This window comes from Streptomyces tardus (genome assembly GCF_018101125.2).
In the GTDB taxonomy this organism is placed as follows: Bacteria; Actinomycetota; Actinomycetes; order Streptomycetales; family Streptomycetaceae; genus Streptomyces; species Streptomyces tardus.
In genome coordinates this window covers 128,951-146,342 of record NZ_JAELVF020000004.1, presented here as the reverse complement: position 1 = coordinate 146,342, position 17,392 = coordinate 128,951, and the positions used below count along the sequence as shown (strand labels likewise).

At 69.8% G+C, this 17,392-nt stretch carries 11 protein-coding genes and 3 pseudogenes; 2 read left to right on the top strand and 12 right to left on the bottom strand.

The annotated features are described in order from the left end of the window. Positions 1-189: 189 nt before the first annotated feature. The 8 genes from JGS22_RS23145 to JGS22_RS23110 form a co-directional block, all read right to left on the bottom strand. Positions 190-1,293, bottom strand: a complete 1,104-nt coding sequence (locus JGS22_RS23145; protein WP_211040900.1) for an ABC transporter substrate-binding protein — start codon at positions 1,291-1,293, stop codon at positions 190-192. 301 nt (positions 1,294-1,594) lie between these two features. Next, positions 1,595-2,791 carry an ROK family transcriptional regulator gene (locus tag JGS22_RS23140; RefSeq protein ID WP_211040899.1) on the bottom strand — a complete coding sequence of 399 codons (1,197 nt, stop codon included), beginning with the start codon at positions 2,789-2,791 and terminating at the stop codon, positions 1,595-1,597. A gap of 278 nt (positions 2,792-3,069) precedes the next feature. Then, a complete protein-coding gene (locus JGS22_RS23135; protein WP_211040910.1) occupies positions 3,070-4,008 on the bottom strand; it encodes a carbohydrate ABC transporter permease in 939 nt (312 codons plus the stop codon). Positions 4,009-4,028: 20 nt separating this feature from the next. Beyond that, positions 4,029-5,129 (bottom strand): carbohydrate ABC transporter permease, encoded by a 1,101-nt coding sequence (locus JGS22_RS23130; protein WP_211040898.1) that lies wholly within the window; start codon positions 5,127-5,129, stop codon positions 4,029-4,031. Between the two features lie 76 nt (positions 5,130-5,205). After that, complete coding sequence (gene ngcE, locus JGS22_RS23125; protein ID WP_211040909.1) at positions 5,206-6,621, bottom strand: N-acetylglucosamine/diacetylchitobiose ABC transporter substrate-binding protein; 1,416 nt, start codon at positions 6,619-6,621, stop codon at positions 5,206-5,208. A 329-nt stretch (positions 6,622-6,950) separates the two neighbouring features. Continuing rightward, positions 6,951-9,665: an aconitate hydratase AcnA gene (gene acnA / locus JGS22_RS23120; protein WP_211040897.1), complete on the bottom strand. Its 2,715-nt coding sequence runs from the start codon at positions 9,663-9,665 to the stop codon at positions 6,951-6,953. Positions 9,666-10,104: 439 nt separating this feature from the next. Then, complete coding sequence (locus JGS22_RS23115) at positions 10,105-10,464, bottom strand: GntR family transcriptional regulator (RefSeq protein ID WP_211043386.1); 360 nt, start codon at positions 10,462-10,464, stop codon at positions 10,105-10,107. Positions 10,465-10,496: 32 nt separating this feature from the next. Further along, positions 10,497-11,456: an SdpI family protein gene (locus JGS22_RS23110; RefSeq protein WP_211043387.1), complete on the bottom strand. Its 960-nt coding sequence runs from the start codon at positions 11,454-11,456 to the stop codon at positions 10,497-10,499. A gap of 138 nt (positions 11,457-11,594) precedes the next feature. Between JGS22_RS23110 and JGS22_RS23105 the strand changes: the two genes are divergently transcribed. Continuing rightward, positions 11,595-13,124 (top strand): UDP-N-acetylglucosamine 1-carboxyvinyltransferase, encoded by a 1,530-nt coding sequence (locus JGS22_RS23105; RefSeq protein ID WP_211043389.1) that lies wholly within the window; start codon positions 11,595-11,597, stop codon positions 13,122-13,124. 219 nt (positions 13,125-13,343) lie between these two features. Here JGS22_RS23105 and JGS22_RS26890 read toward each other — a convergent pair whose 3' ends face one another. The 4 genes and pseudogenes from JGS22_RS26890 to JGS22_RS23095 all read right to left on the bottom strand — a co-directional run. Continuing rightward, positions 13,344-13,472 carry an LPFR motif small protein gene (locus tag JGS22_RS26890; protein WP_308405860.1) on the bottom strand — a complete coding sequence of 43 codons (129 nt, stop codon included), beginning with the start codon at positions 13,470-13,472 and terminating at the stop codon, positions 13,344-13,346. 118 nt (positions 13,473-13,590) lie between these two features. Continuing rightward, positions 13,591-13,722, bottom strand: coding sequence for a hypothetical protein (locus JGS22_RS26885; protein ID WP_268980986.1), 132 nt, complete (start codon positions 13,720-13,722; stop codon positions 13,591-13,593). Positions 13,723-14,150: 428 nt separating this feature from the next. After that, positions 14,151-15,891, bottom strand: a pseudogene (locus JGS22_RS23100) (hypothetical protein). Then, positions 15,888-17,003: pseudogene (locus tag JGS22_RS23095) on the bottom strand (vWA domain-containing protein); the annotation flags it as partial. The pseudogenes JGS22_RS23095 and JGS22_RS23100, both read right to left, overlap by 4 nt. A gap of 271 nt (positions 17,004-17,274) precedes the next feature. Here JGS22_RS23095 and JGS22_RS27480 point away from each other — a divergent pair. Further along, positions 17,275-17,391: pseudogene (locus tag JGS22_RS27480) on the top strand (DUF5682 family protein); the annotation flags it as partial. Position 17,392 lies beyond the last annotated feature (1 nt).

Here is a 17,392-nt window from a genome sequence, read left to right as displayed (position 1 = left end):
GGGGCGCACGTGGGACGTACCTGGGCTTGCCCGCCCGGCCCGGCTCGGAGAGCGGGGACTGCACCGAGCCGGGGCCGGGCGGAGTGGGAGGGACGGGCAGGACGGGAAGGACGGGCGGGACAGGCGGAACGCGGACGGGCGGCGGGGCCGTTGCGGCACGTGGCCGCGGCGCCCACCGCCCGGCGGGCGTTACTTGATCCCGGCCTTGTCGCAGGCGGACTTGTACTTGGCGGTGCACAGGTCGCTCACCTTGTACAGGCCGTCCTTGATGACCGTCTCGTTGATGTTGTCGACGGTCAGCGAGATCGGGCTGATGAGGGTGGCCGGCACGTCCTTGGTGGTCGGGCTGTCCACTGTGGTCTCCGCCTTGACGTCCTCGCCCCTGCCCAGCGCGATCGCCATCTCGGCGGCGGCGTCGGCCTCGGGCTTGTACGGCTTGTAGACGCTCATGTGCTGCTCGCCGGCGATGATCCGCTGGACCGCGGCGACCTCGGCGTCCTGGCCGGTGACGGGCGGCAGCTTGTCGTAACCCGCGCTCTTGAGCGCGGTGATGATGCCGCCGGCCATGCCGTCGTTGGCGGAGTAGACGCCGACGATCTTGTCCTTGCCGATCGCCGCGAGGGCGCCGTTCATGTTCTTGTTGGCCTCGCTCGGCTTCCACTCGGTGGTGTCGTAGGACTTGCCGATCTTGACCTTGCCGTCCAGTACGGACTTGGCGCCCTTCTTGTACGAACCCGCGTTGGGGTCGGTGGGCGAGCCGTTCATCATGACGATCTGGCCGTCCTCGGCCTTGTCGCCCAGCTCCTCCAGCAGCGCGTTGCCCTGGACCTTGCCGACCTCCTCGTTGTCGAAGGAGGTGTAGGCGGAGATCGGGCCCTCGGCGAGCCGGTCGTAGGCGACGACGGGGATGTTCGCTCCGTCGGCCTTCTTCACCGAACCGGCGATGGACTTGGAGTCCACCGCGTCCAGGATGATCACGTCGACCTTCTTGGTGATCATCGAGTCCATCTGCTGCTGCTGGACCGAGGCGTCCTGCTTGGCGTTGACGTAGGTGACCTTGCAGTCGCCGCAGAGTTCCTTGATCTTCTTCTCGATCAGCGGGCGATCGAAGTTCTCGTAGCGCGCGGTCTGGTCCTCGGGCAGCAGCAGCCCGATGTTGAGCGGACCGTCCTTCTTCTTCTCGCCGGAGTCGCTGCCTCCGTCGGCTTCCTTGGCGCTGCCGCACGCGGCGAGCGACACGGAGAGCGCGGTGACGGCCAGAGCGACGGCGGTACGACGCACGGTCGCGTTCATGTGGGTTACCTCCCTGACAGGGCCGCGTCCCTGCGGCCGAGGTGGCGTGAAGTCAACCCCCACCCCAAGGTGACGTCAAGAAGTAAATCCTTAACGAGATGGCAACGATGCCATTCGTATGCAGAGTGAACGCGCAGCAGTGCGCGAGGAGTTCGCCGCAGAGAGCGTCGGCAGGTGCGGGCCCCGGGGCAGCAACAACCGCCCCGCGGACCGGCCGGCGGGGTGGCGGCGTACGGGAGGGCTCGCGGCGGCGCCGTTCGGAGCGGCCCGTACGGGGTGGAAGGCGTTCTTCGTCGGCCGGTCAGCGCGAGGCGGCCACCACCTCGGGCGGTGCGGAGAGCAGGGGCGCGTCGCCCATCTCGTTCAGCACCAGTGCGAGTGCGCCCAGCACCTCGGCGCGCGAACCGAGCGCCCCGGACACGACGGACAGCTGACGGGCTGCGCTGGGGATCGCGTAGCGCGCCACCGAGTCCCGCACCGGGTCCAGTACCAGGTCGCCGGCTTCGGCGAGATCGCCGCCGAGCACCAGCCGGCTGGGGTTGAGCAGGTTGCAGAGGTTGGCCACGCCCCGCCCGACGTGCCGGCCGACGTCCGCGACCATCCGCTGGCAGCCCGGATCGCCGTCCCTGGCCAGGGTGACGACCTGGGGCATGGTGAGCTCGGAGCCGTAGCCCGGCGCGAGCAGCGGCAGCACGTACCGCGCGGCGGTGAAGGTCTCCAGGCAGCCGCGGTTGCCGCAGCGGCAGACCGGGCCGGACTCGTCCAGCGTGATGTGGCCGATCTCCCCGGCGGTGCCGCCGGGACCCCGGTAGACCTGGCCGCCCATCACCAGTCCCGCGCCCACGCCGCTGGCGACCTTGATGTACGCCAGGTCCGCGACCCCGCGACCGCTGCCCCAGACCAGCTCCCCCAGCGCCCCGAGGTTGGCGTCGTTGTCCACGTGCACCGGCGTACCCAGGCGGGTCTCCAGCTCGTCCCTGGGATTGGTGCCCGCCCAGCCCGGGAGGATGGCAGTGGAGCCGAGCGTGCCGGTCTCCACGTCGATCGGTCCGGGCACACCGAGGCCGACGCCGATGATCTTCCTGCGGTCGATGCCCGCGGAATCCAGCAGCTCCTTGACCAACTGCTCGGCGCGGTCGAAGCCCTGGGAGGCGGAGGCGTCCACGTCGATGGGTTCGGCCTGCTCGGCGAGCACCTTGTGCGCCAGGTTGCCGAGCGCCACCCGCAGATGGGCGTGCCCGAAGTCGATGCCCACCACGATGCCCGCGTCGCCCGACAGCGAGACGCTGCGGGCCCGACGGCCGCCGGCGGAGGTCGGGGTGACGTCGACCGTACCGCTGTCCTTCAACTCACGAACGATGTTGGAGACGGTCGCGGCCGACAATCCCGTCGACCTCGCGATCTCCGCCTGGGTGAGCGAGCCCGCCATCCGCACGGCCCGTACGACGCGCTCCAGGTTGGCCCGGTGCAGAGAGGACTGCGACCCCGGTGTCTCCACTACTGCTCCACTCCCGCCTGGGCGTGCGGCACGCCGGCCACCCGCCCGCCGCGCCAGCTCGGCTGGGTACGGCTGTGTCCAACACATGAACTCCAAGGGGACCCCGGCGGCGTACCCTCCGTCAACCCCTTGAAGACCGCAGCCGCTCAGATGGGCACGTCGAAAAGGCGATGAGCGACACCGGAGTGCCGCTCATCGCCGTTGTCCGCGGGCTCTTCAATGCCCGCCCTGTGTACGACTGTTGACCGCCAGACGCCCGTACGACGCCCGTACGGGCGCTACTTGACCGCGCCCGCGGTCAGGCCCTGCTGGACCTGGCGCTGGAAGATCATGTAGACGGCCAGGATCGGCACCATGGCGATGGAGAGCCCGGCGAACAGCGCGCCCCAGTCCCCCTCGTATCCCTGGGCGACCGAGAGTTCGGCCAGTCCCTGGGTGAGCACCGCGCGATCGGGGTCCTCGGCGTTCAGCGCCAGTGGCAGGAAGTACTGGTTCCACTGGCCCAGGAAGTTGAAGATCCCGATGCTGATCAGGCCGGGCTTGGCCATCGGCAGCATGATCTGGAAGAACGTCCTGGTGTGCGAGGCGCCGTCGATCGTCGCGGCCTCGGCGACACCGCTGGGCAGGGTGCGGAAGAACGAGGTCATGAAGAACGTGGTGAACGGCAGCGAGTAGGCGATGTAGACCAGGATCAGTCCGGGCCTGGTGTCCAGCAGCGCCAGGTTGTCCAGCACGAAGAAGAGCGGGACCACCGCGAGGATGATCGGGAACATCATTCCGCCGGCGAACAGCAGATAGACGAACTTGTTGCCCGGAAAGGTGTAGCGGGCGATCACGTACGCCGCCATCGAGCCGAGCAGCATGGTGCCGGGCAGCGAACCGGCCAGGATCAGCACCGAGTTGAGGGTGTACTGGCCGATGTTCGCCTCGGACCAGGCGTTGACGAAGTTCTCCAGGCTCAGCGACGTGGGCCAGCCGAACGGGTTGCCCTGGATGTCGCCGGAGTCGCGCAGCGAGTTGACCATGACCCAGACCAGCGGGCCGGCAGCCATGATCGCCCAGACGACGAGGATGCCGCCGGAGAAGGCGTTGAGCACCCCGCCCTCGCGCTCCTGGCCGCGCTGCTCGCGCCCGGCCCCCTTCGGGTCCGCGGTCGGCGCTTCCTGCGCGTCGGCCTGCTCAGGCGTGTCCGGTTCGGTCGTCTCGGTGGCCGCCATGGTGTGCTTCTCCCCGCTCATCAGTACTCGATCCGCTCGCGACGGCTGAACAGCATCATCACGACCGAGAAGGCCATCGTGACCAGGAGCAGCAGCACCCCGATCGCAGTGGCGTAGCCGGCCTCGCCGGAGTCGAACGCCTTCTTGTACAGGTAGACCGGGGTGACGAGCGTCGAGTCGCCCGGGCCGCCCTTGTTGATGGTCATGATGTGCACGATGGCGAACGCGTCCAGCGCCTGGATGCCCATGTAGATCCAGCCGGTGTGCACGGTGTCGCGGATCAGCGGCAGCGTCACCCGGAAGAACGTCGTGGGCCGGCGGGCGCCGTCCAGCAGCGCCGCCTCGTAGATCTCCTTGGGGATGGCGCCCATCGCGGCGGAGAACAGCACGACGTAGAAGCCCACGAACATCCAGCACAGCACGAACAGCACGCACCACAGCGCGATGTTCGGGTCGGCCAGCCAGTTCTGGGTCAGCGAGTCGAGACCGGCGACCCGCAGAACCTCGTTGAGCGGGCCGGTGATCGGGTCGAACATCGCCGCCCAGACCACGCCGATGATCGCCACCGAGATGACCTGGGGGAAGAAGTACACGATCTTGTAGAACTTCGCCCCGGTCACGCCGGAGACCGCTTCGTTCTTCTTGCCCCGGCCGCCGGCCTGGAGCATGAACGCGAAGAACAGGCCCATGGCGAGGGTCGCGAGCGGCGCCACCACCAGCAGGAAGAGGCTGTTGCGCATCGACTGCCAGAACGTCGGATCGTCCATCAGCCGGCTGTAGTTGTCCAGGCCGACGAAGGAGAAGTCCGAGCTGAAGCCGGTCCAGTCCGTCAAGGAGTAGTAGAACGCCTGGAAGAACGGCGAGATGACGAAGATCGCGTACAGCACCAGCGGGATCGACAGGAACCAGAAGACGAACCGGTACTTGTCGAGGTTCCGGTAGCGCCGGTCGTTCTTCACCCGCGGTGGCGTGAAGCGGGGCGGGAGCAGGAAGGCGCTCGCGAAGAGCGGCCACTGGGAGATCGGCAGAGGATCGGGTCTGCGTGCCCCGCCCTTTGCACCACTTCGCTCGGATGTCCCGCCGGTGGACCTCTCGTCCACTGTGCGGACGTCGTTCTTCATGCCGCCCCGCTTCATCACTTCACCACTGCGCGGATCACTTTTCCGTCCGATTCCTCACGCGCCGAACGGCGCGGAATCAGGCGTGCTTGTACTTGTCGGCACCGTCTGCCTTGGCCGCCCGGTCGGCGTGCTGCTGACACTGCTTCACGGCCTCGGCCGGCGAGATGTCGCCCGCCATCATGGTGGCGATGGCGCCGCCGATACGGTCCTTGTGCAGCTCGATGTGCCAGTCGGGCAGGCGCGGAACGATGATGTTCTCGCCGGCCGCCTTGTGCATACCGTTGGCGGCGGTCAGACCCGGCATCAGGTCCATCCCGTCCGCCGCGCCCTTGACGCAGGTGAGCGCCGAGACGAGCTTGGTGAAGTTCTGCGCGGACTCCTTGCCGAGCATCACCCGCAGCCACTCCATGCCGCCCTGAACGTTCTTCGCCTGCGCCGGAACCATGAACGGCTCACTGGCCTCGGCCCAGATCGTCTCGAAGGGCATGGCGTCGGACTTGTCGAGACCGGTCGAAGGGGCGACGGCCATGCCGAACTCCTTCGGCGTGGTCTTCTTCGTCTCGTTCTCCACCCAGGAGCCGTTCGGGAGGAACAGCGCGCGGCCCTTGTTCCACTGGGTCTGCGACTGGATGTGGTCGATGCCCGGGGTGCCCTTGAGTACGTAGCCCTTGGCGTACAGCTCGTGGTACGCCTCGAACGCCTTCTTGACGGCGTCGTGCCGCCAGGCGTTCGGCTCCAGGTTGTCGATCGCCTTGATGACGTCGGGGCCGCCGATCTTGGCGATGAACGGGTAGAGCGTGAAGGCGAAGTAGTAGGGGTGCTTGCCGGCGTACGTCCAGCCCGCGATCCCCTCCTTCTTGGCCTTGGCGCAGACCGCGAGCATCTCGTCCCACGTCTTGGGGTACTCGACCTCGAGCTTCTCCAGCGCCGGCTTGGAGTACCAGGTGCCGTAGACGGTGTACGAGTAGTTGAAGTGGTACACCTCCTCGCCGCCGAACTGGCCCTTCTCAATGGTCCCCGGCAGCAGGGTGTCGCGTACCTTCTTGTCCGGGTCGTCCAGCGAGGGAGCGTCCAGGAGCGGAGTCAGGTCGGCGACCTGGTCCTTGGAGATGAGGCTCGCGACGTCCATCTGCTCCGCACCGGAGTTGTTGATGACGTCCGGCGGATTCCCCTTCACCAGCAGGGGCTGCATCCTGGTGCGGATCTTCTGCGTCCGCTCGTGCTTGACCTTGCCGAAGCTGCGCTCGTAGACCTTGTGCGCGTCGGTGGCGTACTCGTCGCCGTAACCGCCGTTGAAGATGACGACCGAGAGACCGGCCTTCTCATTGACCTCAAGCGGGTTCTTGGCGCTCTTCTCGCCCTTTTCGACCTTCTCGCTGTCGTTGCCACCGCCCGTGGCACAGGACGACAGCGCTCCCATCGCCGGCAGCGCGAGCGCACCGGCGGCAGCTGACCGCTTGATCAGGTCGCGACGGTTGACCTCGGTTCCCATGCTCAAGTCCTCGCCTTCTCACAGGACTCTGGCGGTGCTGCGGTCGCCCGTCGGCGCCAAGAAATGGCGAAGGGGTCCGACACCGCTGTCGGTTGAAGCTCGGATCGTTTACGTCGGGGGCCGCCTGCTCGGCACACACGGCGTTCCGAGTTCCGATAGGTATAGTCCACTCGACTGTACTGGGCAAGATCGAATGGGCACTCGAGCGGGCATCTTTCCCGAGTTGAGACCTGCGGAGAGACGAGTCAGGGCCGTATCCCGCGAAGTGCGGAATACGGCCCTGAGCTGTGCTATCGGGGGAAGCCTCGACAACCGCCCCCGCAAGGCGCCTACTTGGAGATCAGCGAGCGCAGCACGTACTGCATGATGCCGCCGTTGCGGTAGTAGTCGGCCTCGCCCGGGGTGTCGATACGGACCTTGGCGTCGAACTCCACGCCGCTGTCCGTGGTGACCTTCACCGTCTCCGGGATACCGCCGTCGTTGAGCGCGGTGACGCCGCTGAAGGAGAAGGACTCCTCGCCGGTCAGGCCCAGCGACTCCGCGGAGGCGCCCTCGGGGAACTGGAGCGGCAGCACGCCCATGCCGATCAGGTTCGAGCGGTGGATGCGCTCGTAGGACTCGGCGATCACGGCCTTGACGCCGAGCAGCGCGGTGCCCTTGGCGGCCCAGTCGCGCGAGGAGCCGGAACCGTACTCCTTGCCCGCGAGGACGACCAGCGGGATGCCGGCGGCCTGGTAGTTCTGCGAGGCGTCGTAGATGAAGGCGACCGGCGCACCGTCGACGGTGAAGTCGCGGGTGTAGCCGCCCTCGGTGCCCGGCGCGATCTGGTTGCGCAGGCGGATGTTGGCGAAGGTGCCGCGGATCATGACCTCGTGGTTGCCGCGGCGGGAGCCGTAGCTGTTGAAGTCGCGACGGGTCACACCGTGCTCGGTCAGGTACTGGCCGGCAGGGGTGTCGGCCTTGATCGCACCGGCCGGGGAGATGTGGTCGGTGGTGACCGAGTCGCCGAGCTTGGCGAGCACCCGGGCGCCGGAGATGTCACCGACCGGGCTCGGCTCCATCGTCATGCCCTCGAAGTACGGGGGCTTGCGGACGTAGGTGGACTCGGCGTCCCACTCGAAGGTGTTGCCGGTCGGGATCGGCAGCGCCTGCCACTGGGCGTCGCCCGCGAAGACGTCCTCGTAGGACTTGTTGAACATGTCCTCACCGATGGCCGAGGCCACGACCTCGTTGACCTCCTGCTCGGAGGGCCAGATGTCGGTGAGGTAGACCGGCTTGCCGTCGGTGTCGGTGCCGATCGGGTCCCTGGTGATGTCCACCTTCATGGAGCCCGCGATGGCGTAGGCGACGACCAGCGGCGGGGAGGCCAGGTAGTTCATCTTGACGTCGGGGTTGATCCGGCCCTCGAAGTTGCGGTTGCCGGAGAGCACCGCGGTGACGGCCAGGTCGTTCTCGTTGATGGCCTTGGAGACCTCTTCGTCCAGCGGCCCGGAGTTGCCGATGCAGGTGGTGCAGCCGTAGCCGACCAGGTTGAAGCCCAGCTTGTCCAGGTACGGCGTGAGGTTGGCCTTGTCGAAGTAGTCGGTGACGACCTTCGAACCCGGCGCGAGGGTGGTCTTGACCCACGGCTTGCGGGTCAGCCCGCGCTCCACGGCCTTCTTGGCGACCAGCGCGGCGCCGACCATGACGTACGGGTTGGAGGTGTTGGTGCACGAGGTGATCGCGGCAACGGTGACGGCGCCGTGGTCGATCTCGTAGCTGGAACCGTCGGGCGCGGTCACCGCGGTGGGCCGCGAGGGCACACCGCCCGGAGCGGCCGGCGAGTCGGAGGCCGGGAAGGACTCCTTGCCCGCCTCCTCGTCGTCCGAGACGTAGTTGCGGACGTCCTGGGCGAACTGCTGCGAGGCGTTGGCGAGGACGATGCGGTCCTGCGGGCGCTTCGGGCCGGCGATGGAGGGGACGACCGTGGCGAGGTCGAGCTCCAGCTTCTCGGAGAAGTCCGGCTCGGCGCTCGGGTCCAGCCACAGGCCCTGCTCCTTGGCGTACGCCTCCACCAGCGCGAGCTGCTGGGGGCTGCGGCCGGTGAGCCTCAGGTAGTTGATCGTCTCGTCGTCGATCGGGAAGACCGCGGCGGTCGAACCGAACTCCGGCGACATGTTGCCGATGGTGGCGCGGTTGGCGAGCGAGGTCTGGGCGACGCCCTCGCCGTAGAACTCCACGAACTTGCCGACCACTCCGTGCTTGCGCAGCATCTCGGTGATGGTGAGCACCAGGTCGGTGGCGGTGGTGCCGGGGCTGAGCTGGCCGGTCAGCTTGAAGCCGACGACGCGCGGGATCAGCATGGAGACCGGCTGGCCGAGCATCGCGGCCTCGGCCTCGATGCCGCCGACGCCCCAGCCGAGCACACCGAGGCCGTTGACCATGGTGGTGTGGGAGTCGGTGCCGACGAGGGTGTCCGGGTACGCCTGGCCGTTGCGGACCATCACGGTGCGGGCCAGGTGCTCGATGTTCACCTGGTGCACGATGCCGGTGCCCGGCGGGACGACCTTGAACTCGTCGAAGGCGGTCTGGCCCCAGCGCAGGAACTGGTAGCGCTCGCGGTTGCGGCCGTACTCCAGCTCGACGTTCTGCGCGAACGCCTCGGGGGTGCCGAACTTGTCCGCGATGACGGAGTGGTCGATGACCAGCTCGGCCGGCGCCAACGGGTTGATGCGGGCCGGGTCGCCGCCCAGCTCCTTGACGGCCTCGCGCATGGTGGCCAGGTCCACGACACAGGGCACACCGGTGAAGTCCTGCATGATCACGCGGGCCGGCGTGAACTGGATCTCGTGGCTGGGCTGGGCCTGGGAGTCCCAACCGCCGACGGCCCGGATGTGGTCGGCGGTGATGTTGGCGCCGTCCTCGGTGCGGAGCAGGTTCTCCAACAGGACCTTGAGGCTGTACGGCAGCCGGGCGGCGCCCTCCACCTTGTCCAGCTTGAAGATCTCGTACGAGTCGTCGCCCACCTGCAGTGTGCTACGAGCGTCGAAGCTGTTCGCCGACACGACAGTCTCCTTCAGTGCATGATTCGCGCGTACTGCCACGATCCTGCCGTCACAGGACCTTGCTCTTGCGTTAAGGTGCACCTAAGTTAGGGTCACCTTAGTAATCGTGGCGGCGGTACGCCCTCCGGCAGTTATCTCGATGTCGAGATAATTCTAGTACATCGCCGCCCCATGGTCATGCCGCACCCCCGCGGATCATGCGCATCGCCCACCCGCGGGGCGTCGCGCGTGTGCACCCAACTCACGCCGCAACGCGACCGGCTCGCCGGCGCGTCCGCCGACACGCACGCCAACACGCACGCCAGCACGCACGCCAGCCGTCGCGGCCGGGCGAGCGCGCGCCCCGGCCGGACGCGCCGGTACACCTGTCGGCGCACAGCCCGGGATCGACGCATGACCCCCGGCTGCGCACTCGGGCCCCGAGCCCGCGGCGGGCGGCTCAGTGCGCAAGTCCGGTGCGGACGAGGTCCAGGACCTGCTGGTCGCTCAGGCCCAACACCCTTGCCTCCTCGACCAGTTGCTGCACGGTACGTACCAGATGGGCCTGGGCCGCCGGGTCGGTCCCACCGCTGACAACCGCACCCCGCCCCCGGCGCAGCTCGATCAACCCTTCTTCACGCAGCCGCTGGTAGCCGCGCAGCACGGTGTGCATGTTGACGCCGAGCGATTCGGCCAACTCCCTGGCCGCGGGGAGCCGTTCACCTCGCGCGACGCCGCCGTCGGCGATGGCTCCGCGCACACAGGAGGCGATCTGGTCGCTGAGCGGCTGCGTCGCGGAGGGATCGATTCGGAAGAGCACGTCGGTATTGTCCGATACTCCTCGACGTCCGGTTACTTGCCGTCGACGAGTGTGTTGAGCAGTGCGGCCGCGGTCTTCGAATCGTCGACCGTGACCACGAACTCCCGGCCGCCCACCAGCTCCACGGTGAGCGCCTCCCCCGTCCGCGTGACCAGGCCGCTTCGCCCCGGCCGGACCCGGTAACCCCAGCCCTGGAAGTCCTTCATCGGCGAGATCTGCTGACTGCGCGCGCCCGCGATCCGCTCCAGCGGGATTGTCTTCCCGAACCGCGCCAGCAGCCCGGAGCCGATGCGCACACCCCGCCGGTCGACGGTGACCCGCACCGACAGGAAGGCCAGCGGCACCAGCCCGAACAGCAGCGAGGGCAGCGCGGCCATCCAGGCACCGAGCGCAGCGGCCAGCACAGCAGCGAGCAGCACCGAGCCGACGACCAGCAGCCCGAGGCCCGTGGTGCCGACCGCGCGTGTCCAACTCGCCTGCTGGCCGGGGCTCATCGGCAGCCGCGGCGCGACCCCCGCCCCGCCGGGCTCGGGCGCGGGATCCTGCGGCCCGAGGGCCGCGAGACGGAAACCGATGTAACCGGAGAGCAGGACCACCACCGAACCGGCCAGCATGTGCCGACCCGACAGCGCAACCCCGCGGGCGCTCTCCAGGTCGAGCTGGAGCATGAAGGTGCCGATGAACAGATAGCCCATGAGTGCCGCACAGCCGTAGGACACCGGATAGATCAGACGCCGGGCCTCCAGCGGCATGCGACCGAAGTACTGCGCCGCACCGAACAGCGCCCCCATTCCCAGCAGGACACCCAGGGCCGGCCAGACCATCCCCGCCTGCGAGCTGTACCCGTCGGCCGTCAAGCCGCTGAAATGGATGGCCACCTCCTCGGGCAGCCTCCCGCTCCACATCGCGAACAGCGTGCCGTACACGAGCGCGATGGCCGCATAGGGCAGCACGAGCACGGCCGCGCGCCGCAGCCGAGTGTCGTGATCCATGGTGCACCTCCCCGTTAGTTGTTCGTACTCTACTAGAACAATAGACGCACAGTAAAGGTGCAGCCAGAGGGGCGACTCATCCCCCGTACGGCCGTGCTCGAGTCGTCGTCATCTCATATCTGAGATAAAGTCGCACGCATGAGCGATGACTACCTGGCACGTATCGGACGACTCATCAGGGATGCCCGCCAGCACCGGGGTTGGACACAGAGCCATCTCGCGGAAGCGTTGAACACCAGCCAGAGCGCGGTGAATCGCATCGAACGCGGCAATCAAAACATCAGCCTTGAGATGATCGCCCGAATCGGTGAAGCCCTCGACAGCGAGATCGTCTCTCTGGGCTACTCCGGCCCGATGCACCTGAGGGTCGTGGGGCGCAGGCGGCTGTCCGGCTCGATCGACGTCAAGACGAGCAAGAACGCCTGCGTCGCCCTGCTGTGCGCCTCCCTGCTGAACAAGGGGCGCACCGTGCTGCGCCGCGCCGCCCGGATCGAGGAGGTCTACCGACTTCTGGAGGTGCTCAACTCCATCGGCGTGCGCACCCGTTGGATCAACGACGGCGCAGACCTGGAGATCCTCCCACCCGCCGAGGTCGACCTGGCCGGCATGGACGCGGACGCCGCACGCCGAACCCGCTCGATCATCATGTTCATGGGTCCGCTGCTGCACCGCGTCGACCGCTTCCGCATCCCCTACGCCGGCGGCTGCGATCTGGGCACCCGCACCGTCGAGCCGCACATGCAGGCGCTGCGCCGCTTCGGCCTGGAGGTCACCGCGACCGACGGGATGTACCACGCCGTGGTGGACCGCTCAGTCAAACCGGACCGCCCGATCGTCCTGACCGAGCGCGGCGACACCGTCACCGAGAACGCCCTGCTGGCGGCGGCCAGGAGCGAGGGCGTGACGATCATCCGCAACGCCTCCTCCAACTACATGGTCCAGGACCTGTGCTTCTTCCTGGAGGAGCTGGGCGTCCGGGTCGAGGGCGTCGGCTCCACGACCCTGACCGTGCACGGCCGCGCCCAGATCGACGTGGACGTCGACTACTCCCCCTCCGAGGACCCGGTCGAGGCGATGAGCCTGCTGACCGCCGCCGTGGTCACCGAGTCCGAACTGACCGTGCGCCGCGTCCCGGTGGAGTTCCTGGAGGTGGAGCTCGCGGTGCTGGAGGCCATGGGCCTGGACCACGACCGCACGGCCGAGTACCCCGCCGACAACGGCCGTACGCGGCTGGTGGACCTGACCGTGCGGCCCTCCAAACTGGAGGCGCCGATCGACAAGATCCACCCGTTGCCGTTCCCCGGGCTCAACATCGACAACGTGCCGTTCTTCGCCGCCATCGCGGCCTCGGCGCACGGTTCGACGCTGATCCACGACTGGGTCTACGACAACCGCGCCATCTACCTCACCGACCTCAACCGCCTCGGCGGCAGGCTCCAGTTGCTCGACCCCCACCGCGTACTGGTGGAGGGCCCGACGCGCTGGCGCGCCGCCGAGATGATGTGCCCGCCCGCACTGCGTCCCGCCGTGGTCGTACTGCTGGCGATGATGGGCGCCGAGGGCACCTCCGTGCTGCGCAACGTCTACGTCATCAACCGCGGCTACGAGGAGCTCGCCGAGCGCCTCAACTCCGTGGGCGCCCAGATCGAGATCTTCCGGGACATCTGAGCTGCGAGCACCGCCGCGCCCCGTCCGACCTGCTGTTGCAGCAGGTCAGAGCGCGGGGTGCGGAGGCGTCTCCGGGGCTGGGCTCGCGCAAAGGTGCTGCGGCCGACGAATTCCCCTCACCCGCAGCACGGGTGAGGGGAATTTCGGTGATGTCAAGGGGCCTTCCTGCAGTGGAAGGGAACCGTGTGCCCAGTGACAACGGTTCCTCGCGCTCTCAGGTCAGTGGCGTCCGCGGGCGGAGCTGGAGGCCCCGCTGAACAGGCGGGCCACCGCCCGGAACGGCAGCGTGACGACCGTGGCGATCGCCCCTCCGATGGACCGGAGAACATCTGCGATTGCCTTCAACACGTTGAACCTCCGTTCTCCAACGCAACTGCGCCAGATATGGCTTGCCTGCACGGCCGGTCCTCGGACGCGTGCCCGGCGAACGACTGAGGAAACACAGCCGGGAGTCGGCGTCACGTCGTCAACCGGGCCCGGGAGCCGCCGCTTCCAGGCTGTCGTCCCACGGCTGGCAGCCGCGTTCACCTCTCTTGAGCACCGTCTCCGCCGCCTCGACCGCGCGGGCGGCGGCAGACAGCCCGTACAGGGCGGGCATCGGCTCAACGGCCGAATCGAGGACGTCGGGAGACGTCGTGGGCGTGACCTCCCGGCTCTCGGCGCCTGGACGGCGGGGCGCAGGCGGGCACAGCGCGGACGTCGGGGAAGGCTTCGCCCGCCCTCCTCCTGCTGGTCACGCACGAGCTCCAGCAGCGCTCGGCCTGGGCCGTGCACAGGTGGTGCTGTGGGCGCACGGGCTCATCACCGACAGCGCCGTGCGGCCCCGGCCCTCGCCCTGGGCGTCCCGACGCGTTCCGCGCGGTACGAGGCCTCGTCCCTCTCGGCCCCGCAGCCCTGCCGGAGCGGCGCCGGGTGACGGTCTCGCAGCGGGCCCGCCCTGCGCCCGGGTGGGCGCCGGGCGGGCCACACCGGGGCGCTGTGGCTCTGCGTCACCGTTCGGCGGGTGGGGTCGGTTGGTGTGAAGGGTCAGGGTGCGGGGGTGGTGGGGGTTGGTTGCCAGGCGGTGGCGCAGAGGGAGTTGGTGACGGCGTCGGTGTAACGGGCGGCGGCGAGCCAGTGGAGGGCGAAGCCGTCGGTGTCGGCGGGGAGGAGGCGGCCGAAGTGGTCGCGTGAGCGTTGGGCCGCCGTGGTGCGAAGCGCGGTGAGCAGACCGGCGGCGGCGCAGACGGTCGAAGCCGAGGTCGACCGTGCCCTCCCCGGTGGGGTGGGCACAGGCGAGCAGCGCGAGCCGGGGGTGCGGGGCGGAGATCAGGCGGCCGATGATCCGCAGCCGCGTCCCCGGAGCGGTGGCGAGGAGCGTGAGGTTGTCGCGGTGGGGCAGCGCGGGGTCGTCGTCGGCGACAGTGAGGCGTACGGAGACCCCGCCGTCGCACCGGGCGAGCAGACACATGCCACCGGACTCCCGTACGGCGCCGCGGAGTTCGACGTCGAGGAAGAGCAGATCGCTGCCTGCGGCGTCCGGTTCGGCGTAGTGGGCGACGGATCGCAGGGCACGTACGACCTGTTCGGCGGGCGGGGCCTCCCAGAGGGCGGCGAGCGGTGGCTCCGTCCAGGCCGCGCCCCCGGCCGTGACGGCTCTGACGCCCTTGCCCGCGCCCAGTCTGCCGTCCGGGGAGACCGTCGCCCCGGAGACCATGAGCCCGGCCCGGCCCAACTCCCGGTGGGTCAGGGCGCTGTCGCCGAGCCGTACGGCGCGGTTGGCCACGCCCGTGGCGCGGGACGCCCCACCGGGCGCCACGTCGCCGACCGTGTACAGCCGCCCGTCGGGCGCGGCGGTCCAGGTGCGGGCGCCGGCGTGGCCGGAGTCGGTGACCACCGGTTCGGTGAAGAGGCCGTAGAGGCGCAGGGAGCCGTCCGGGCTGTACGGGCGGCGTGCACGGCCCCGTACGGTCTCCAGCTCCGCGCCGGAGGCGGTGCCCACGCGGTGCGCGGTGCCCAGCAGTTCGGCGAGGGCGGTGACGAGGTCGACGGTGCGGTACGAGGCGTCCCCGGCGCGTGCGGAGCGCAGCAGCGTCACGACGGAGAGCGCGGCGGACGCTCCGCGCGGCAGCTGCCGGAGGCGGGCGGTGTGCGCGGCGCGCAGCAGCGCGGCCTGCGCGACGGCGCCGGCCCCGTCCACTCCGGCCTCCAGCACTGCGGCGGCGGCCGACCAGAGGGCGGCGGCTTCCGCGGTGGACGCGAGGGCTTCCGTCGCGACCGCGAGTTCCGTGGCGGCTTCCGCGGCGGCGACCGCGGCGGGGACCGTGGGGGCAACCGCGGCTCGTACGAACGCCGTCACGGCGTTCGTACGAGCCGCGGTTGCCCCCACGGTCCCCGCCGCGGTCGCCGCCGCGGAAGCCGCCACGGAACGGGCGGTTGCCACCGCCGCTGCCGCCGCCGCAGTGCTGGAGGCCGGAGTGGACGGGGCCGGCGCCGTCGCGCAGGCCGCGCTGCTGCGCGCCGCGCACACCGCCCGCCTCCGGCAGCTGCCGCGCAGGAGGAGGCCGAGGCCGCCATCCGCGAGGCCAAGGAGGCCGCCCGGGGCGTACAACCGGAGTTCGGTGTCGTCGTCGACCGCGATGGTGACCGTGTCCCCGTCGCGGTGCGTCGGGCGGGTGGTGAGCTTGGTGACCGCCGCGTCCAGCCGCTTGCGCAGCCGGGCCGAGAGCTCCTCCACCAGGATGGCCGCGACCTCCGGCGCGACGGGCGGCAGCGGGACAGTGGTCATGTGATCTTCTCCCCTACCCAGCGGGCGAGTTCGAGTGGGCTGAGCGCCGCCACGGGCATCCCGGCGGCGACGACCTGCCCGGCCACTCCCGTCGAGTAGCAGGGGCGGCCCGCATCGTCGAGGCTGGCGCACCCCAGCACGTGGCAGCCGGTGGCGACCAGAGCTCGTACCTCCGACAGCAGGCCGCCGAGCGGGGCGCCCTCCTCGAAGTCGCTGATGAGGACGACGAGAGTGCGGCTGGGCACTGTGATCAGGCTGCGCGCGTGCCGCAGTCCGGCGGCGATGTGCGTGCCCCCGCCCACGCTCACCTCCAGCAGGAGGGAGAGCGGGTCGTGGACATGGCCGGTGAGGTCGAGCACCTCCGTGGAGAAGGCCAGGAAGTGGGTGCTCAGAGCCGGAACCCCGGCCAGCACGGAGGCGGTCAGCGCCGACCAGATCGTCGACGCCTCCATGGACCCGGAGACGTCGGTGACCAGGATCAGGTGCCAGTCCGCGGACCGGCGGGCGCTGCTGCGGAACACCGGCTTCTCGGGAACGACCCGGACGCTGCCGTCCTCGGCCCGGCGGGCGGTCGCCAGATTGGCGCGCAGGGTGCGCGGCAGGTCGAGCCGTCCGCCCGGACGACGGGTGGGACGCGCCAGGGTGGCGCCGGTCAGAGCGGGCCGCAGACGTGTGGCGAGCTGCCTGGTCAACTCCTCCACCAGGCGGGCGACCAGCGGGCGGAGCGCCGCGAGACGCGCCTCGGGGAGGCCACCCGCGTAGCGCAGAACCGTGCGGAGCAGTTCCACGGAGGGCGTGGCGGCGGCCGGATCGAGCTCGGTGAGTACGTCCTGCCGGCCCGTCGCGGCTGCGGCGGCGAGCACCTCCTCCCGAACGCCGGGCCCGAAGAGGGCGGCGAGTTCCTCGGACCAGTCGCGGACGCCGGGGAACGACGCCTCCCGGCCGCCACGGCTGCGGGTGGGCGGCGGCAGGTCCCCGCGTGAGCCCTCACCGCGCCCGGCGCCGTACAGCTCGTCCAGTGCCGTCGCCAACCGGGCTGCCGTGGGCGGCAGTTGGTCCGTCCGCCGTCCCAGCACGAGGCGCCACCGGTCGGCGGGCGCGAGTGCCGGGGCGGGGGTGTTCGTGGCGGTGTACTCGGGGGTGGTCGTGGCGGTGTGGCCTTGGGCGGGCACAGCTTCGGAGGCGGTTTCCGGGAGGGAGACGGTCTCGGGGACGGTGGTCCCGGTCCCGGGGACGGTGGTCCCGGTCCCGGGGACGTTCGCGGTTCCGGTCTCGGGCTCGGACTCGGTCCCGGCGGTGGCCCCGGTTCCGGCTCCGGGGGTGCCGGGGCCCGTCGAGTTGCCGTGCGGCGGCACGGTGGCGGGCGGCGGTGGCGCGGGGGCCGACGCCGCGTTCCTGGCCCGACTCCCCGCGCTGCGCGGCGGCTTCGACACCCTGAGCCCGGCCGCCCGCGACCGGCTGCTGGAAACCGTCGAAGAGCGCCTGGGCACCCGGATCGACC